This window comes from Colwellia sp. E2M01, from assembly GCF_018860585.1.
GTDB lineage: Bacteria > Pseudomonadota > Gammaproteobacteria > Enterobacterales > Alteromonadaceae > Colwellia.
The window spans coordinates 1-5,086 of the sequence record NZ_JAHKPR010000061.1; the positions used below are offsets into that span (position 1 = coordinate 1).

Genomic DNA, 5,086 nt, shown 5'->3' on the forward strand with positions numbered 1-5,086 from the left:
AGCATAGCTCTGAGTTGGGAAGAAATTTAATCAAATTGGTATTAATTAATGCTTTTAATTGAACTAAGTAACAAATATTACATATATTACTTTTTCATAGGCTAACCCCCTGATAGAATGTCGCCCATTATACGACCCCCCTATATTTTGGAATACTAACCATGCGTACCAGTCAATATTTACTGTCTACTCTAAAAGAAACTCCTGCTAGTGCAGAAGTGATCAGTCACCAATTGATGTTACGAGCAGGTCTTGTTCGTAACCTTGCTTCTGGCTTATATACTTGGCTACCAACCGGTTTACGCGTGTTGAAAAAAGTTGAGACTATTGTTCGTGAAGAAATGCAACGTGCAGGCAGTAATGAAGTATTAATGCCAATGGTTCAACCTGCTGATTTATGGGAGGAGTCAGGTAGGTTAGCTGATTATGGTCCTGAATTATTACGCATTACCGATCGCCATAAGCGTCCTTTTGTATTAGGACCAACACATGAAGAAGTGATCACCAAATTAGTTGCCAATGAATTAAGCAGTTATAAACAACTACCATTAAACTTGTTTCAAGTACAAACTAAGTTTCGTGATGAAATACGTCCACGTTTTGGCGTAATGCGTGGTCGTGAGTTTTTAATGAAAGATGCGTATTCTTTTCATTTAGACGACCAATGTTTAGAGACAACATATCAAAAAATGTTCAATGCTTATTGTCGTATATTTGAACGTCTTGAATTGAATTTCCGCCCAGTTATTGCTGACACTGGCTCTATTGGTGGTGAAAAGTCACATGAATTTCATGTACTAGCTGATTCTGGTGAAGATGATATTGCCTTTAGTGACGCGAGTGACTTTGCTGCAAACATTGAAAAAGCAGAAGCATTAGCACCAACAGGTGAACGAGCTGCTCCTAGTCAAGCAATTGAAAAAGTAGAGTTAAAATTAGAGCGTTTAATTAAAACCTCAAATTTAGATTTAAAAACTACGGTTAAAACGTTGTTAGTACTTGCCGAAGTGGCTGACGGCGCTCCTGAAAAGTTTATAGCGTTGGTATTACGTGGCGATCATCAACTAAATGACATTAAAGCAGAGAATATCCCTGCTATTGCTTCACCGCTAACACTTGCTACTGATGAACAAATTGCAGCTGTAGCTAATTGTCACATTAGCTCATTAGGTCCTAAAGACTTAGCTGTTGACGTTATTGTCGACAGAAGTGCTGCCCATTTAAGTGATTTTGTTTGTGGTGCCAATGAAAATGGTTATTCATATACGGGTGTTAACTGGGAAAGAGATTGTGGTGAAATAACTGTTGCTGATATCCGTAATGTTGTTGCTGGTGATCCAAGTCCGTGTGGCCAAGGTAATATAGAAATTAAGCGTGGTATTGAAGTTGGTCATATTTTCCAGCTTGGTCGTAAATATGCAGAAGCAATGAACTGCGCGGTACTTAATGAAGGTGGTAAAAACGAAACCTTAACTATGGGTTGTTATGGTATTGGTGTGTCACGTATTGTTGCTGCTGCCATTGAGCAAAATCACGATGAAAACGGCATAAAATGGCCTAAAGCTATTGCTCCTTTCCAGGTAGCTATTGTTCCAATGAACATGGCTAAATCAGCACGTGTAAAAGAAACTGCTGACAATTTATATGATTCATTATTACAAGCCGGTGTTGAAGTTTTATTTGACGACAGAAAAGAACGTCCGGGCGTTATGTTTGCCGATCATGAATTAATGGGAACACCGTTATTATTGATCGTTGGTGAACGTAATTTAGACGCACAACAAGTTGAACTTAAAAACCGTATTACTGGTGAAAAATCACTCATCGCTATTGATGAAGTTTTAGCTTTATTTAATTAATTTTTTATAGGTTCTTTTTCAACTATAAATTGATTAATAAAGTAACCAGCATAGTAATACCTGGCACTATATAAATAAGGGACTTTCGTCCCTTTTTTGTTATCCTAATTCAGGTCAAAAAATTAATTCTAAAAAAATACAAATAACACTTTCCAAATAGGCCATTATTGGCAACAATAACAGGCTCATTTTTTTATTCCTTTTACTTAAGAAGTTGCCCAATCATGAAAGCTATTACCAAGTCATCTAAATTAGATAATGTTTGTTACGAAATTAGAGGACAAATAGCGGCCGAGGCCAAACGTCTAGAAGATGAAGGCCATAAAATACTTAAATTGAATATTGGTAACCCTGCCCCATTTGGTTTTCAAGCTCCTGACGATATTTTAAAAGACGTTATTTATAACCTTCCGCGCTCACAAGGTTATAGCGACTCAAAAGGTATTTATTCAGCTCGTGTTGCGGTAATGCAATATTTTCAGCAACAAGGCATTAAAGATGTACGTGTTGATGATATTTTTATTGGTAACGGTGTAAGTGAACTCATCGTTATGGCTATGCAAGGTCTACTTAATAATGGCGATGAAGTATTAATTCCTGCACCTGATTACCCATTATGGACTGCTGCAGTTTCACTTGCTGGTGGAACACCGGTGCATTATGTATGTGATGATGAGAATTTTTGGTATCCAAGTCTTGAAGATATGGAAGCCAAAATTACCGATAAAACTAAAGCTATTGTTTTAATTAACCCTAACAATCCTACTGGCGCGGTATACCCGAAAGAAATTTTAGAAGGAATAATCGCCCTTGCACGTAAACACGAACTGATTATTTACAGTGATGAGATTTACGATAAGATTTTATATGATGAAGCTAAACATATTCCTACCGCAAGTTTAGCAAAAGATGTATTAATCATTACGATGGGAGGCTTATCTAAAAACTATCGTATTGCGGGCTTTAGAGCTGGTTGGATGGTTATCACTGGCCCTAAGATTCACGCTGAAGATTATTTAGAGGGCTTAACAATGCTCTCATCTATGCGCCTTTGTGCCAATGTACCTTCACAACATGCGATTCAAACAGCATTGGGTGGTTATCAAAGTATTAATGAATTAATTCAAGGTGACGGACGTTTAATCAAGCAACGTAACATTGCCGCTAAAATGATTAACGAGATAGATGGTTTATCTTGTCATCCAGCAATGGGTGCCCTGTATCTTTTTGTAAAAGTAGACAACGAAAAATTTGGCATCTACAACGATGAAAAAATGATTTTAGATTTATTAAAGCAAGAGAAAATATTATTAGTACATGGTAGTGCATTCAATATTAAAGAAAAGAATTACTTCCGTTTAGTATTTTTACCGCATGTTGACGAGCTTATTCCTGCGCTTGAAAAAATCAAACACTTTTTTAGCAGCTATAAACAAGTGAAAGCCAAGTAACCTTTCTCTTCACTTCTTAAGGTATTAATATTTTGTTTTACTTAGAATATTAATACCTAAACCCAATATTTTAGATGTTCGGGTATATCAAAATAATAACGATATCGCCTATTTTAGTCACAGCCATTTTTAATCATGTTCAAAAGTATTGTTTAACATAATAGTCATTTTTAAGAGGAGATAATATGCAAAGCTCATTTCTCGCCTGGATGTTCCGTATGCCGTTAATCAAACGCTGGTCATTAATGTTTTGTGTAAAGCCTGAAAATATTGCCGAACATTCTCATCAAGTTGCTATTGTCGCGCACTTACTTGCAGTTATTAAAAATAAAAAATTTAATGGTACTGTGAATGCCGATAAAATATCAACCATTGCGATGTACCATGAAGCCAGTGAAACTCGATATGGCGATATTGTAAATCCTACAAAATATGCCAATAAAGAAATAGCGCGTGAGTTTAAAAAGATTGAATTACTAGCAGAAAAAGAATGTTTAGCCTCTTTGCCTGTAGAGTTACAAGAAGTATTTAACGACATAATAGTACAAGATAATGTTTCAGACGAATACAAAGCTATTGTTAAAGCCGCTGATATTATTGTTGCTTACATTAAAGCGCTTGATGAAATTAACCACAAAAATCCAGAATTTGATCATGTTGAAGAGCGTCTATCCATTAAAATATCTCAATTAAAAGAGACGATGCCAGAAGTAAAATACTTTATCGATACTTTTATGGAAGCTTGTTTAGTCACTGTAGATAAACTTTCAAAAGCTTAACTAGGGTTAACTAGGCTTAAACTTCAACTTTTGTTACCAATATTCAGATATAAAAAAACGACAATATGTCGTTTTTTTTATATCCGTTTTATCAGCTACTACTTACAAAGCGCTATCGATTAAATTACAAAGCGCTATCGATTAAAGAATTTTTCGATTAATATATTTGTCGATTAGTGTATTAAAAGTTATTCACTACTTGTGAAACAACGTCGTTAACTACATTAATTGGTGACTCACTTTCATCAGAAGTAAGGCGCTTGGTTGCCCAACCATGAAATACTGGTTGGTGAGTTTTAACATCATATGCATCAATTGCTAATTTACCTTCAGTATATTGTCTAACAGAAGTATCATTACCCATGCCCATAGAGCCATAGTAACCACGACCGCCATAGTAACCTCGTCCCCAACCAAACCCTGCATTATAAGATGCTGGGTAGCTATTTACTTTAATTTTATCACGGCTACCTACCGTATAAGAAATAGCAAAATCAGCAGCTTCTGCGTCATCAATTAACTGGTATCCTTTAGCAATAAAAGCTTGCTCAATACTGTCACTTATTCTTGCTTCTAAAACTGGATTAACGTCAATAGAAGCGGCCATAATTCTGGTTTTAGTCAACCATGCAAATGTTTTATAGTTTGATGTATCGATATCTTTATTTTTATCAAAATCAACTTTTGCAGCATTCGAAGCACAACCTGTGGTAAAAGCAACAATAGCTGCCATTATTAATAATTTAATTGAATTCATAGTTATTCCATTTAGTGAGTAAAACCTATAGTGCTAAATCATAGATTTATAATTAACATTCCTAGTTAATATAAATCATAATGCATTGCGAATATAGTCGAAACAAAGATTAAAACCATTAAAAACAATTATTAATTTACAAAACAATAACATTAGTAACCTTCAGCTAATTAAAAGCAGCCAGTATATTTCCTTTAATGAGTTTTAATTCGCATTGTTATACCAAGTCCGTTAAATTAC

4 protein-coding genes are annotated in these 5,086 nt (G+C 35.1%); 3 read left to right on the forward strand and 1 reads right to left on the reverse strand.

The annotated features are described in order from the left end of the window. Positions 1–161: 161 nt before the first annotated feature. From KO502_RS11980 to yfbR, 3 genes are all read left to right on the forward strand, one after another. A complete protein-coding gene (locus KO502_RS11980) occupies positions 162–1,859 on the forward strand; it encodes a proline--tRNA ligase (RefSeq protein WP_216022807.1) in 1,698 nt (565 codons plus the stop codon). 224 nt (positions 1,860–2,083) lie between these two features. Continuing rightward, positions 2,084–3,310 carry a pyridoxal phosphate-dependent aminotransferase gene (locus tag KO502_RS11985; protein WP_216022808.1) on the forward strand — a complete coding sequence of 409 codons (1,227 nt, stop codon included), beginning with the start codon at positions 2,084–2,086 and terminating at the stop codon, positions 3,308–3,310. A 185-nt stretch (positions 3,311–3,495) separates the two neighbouring features. After that, a complete protein-coding gene (gene yfbR / locus KO502_RS11990; RefSeq protein WP_216022809.1) occupies positions 3,496–4,089 on the forward strand; it encodes a 5'-deoxynucleotidase in 594 nt (197 codons plus the stop codon). A 181-nt stretch (positions 4,090–4,270) separates the two neighbouring features. Here the strand turns inward: yfbR and KO502_RS11995 are convergent, their stop codons facing one another. Next, positions 4,271–4,846 carry a DUF4136 domain-containing protein gene (locus KO502_RS11995; RefSeq protein WP_216022810.1) on the reverse strand — a complete coding sequence of 192 codons (576 nt, stop codon included), beginning with the start codon at positions 4,844–4,846 and terminating at the stop codon, positions 4,271–4,273. Positions 4,847–5,086: the final 240 nt, after the last annotated feature.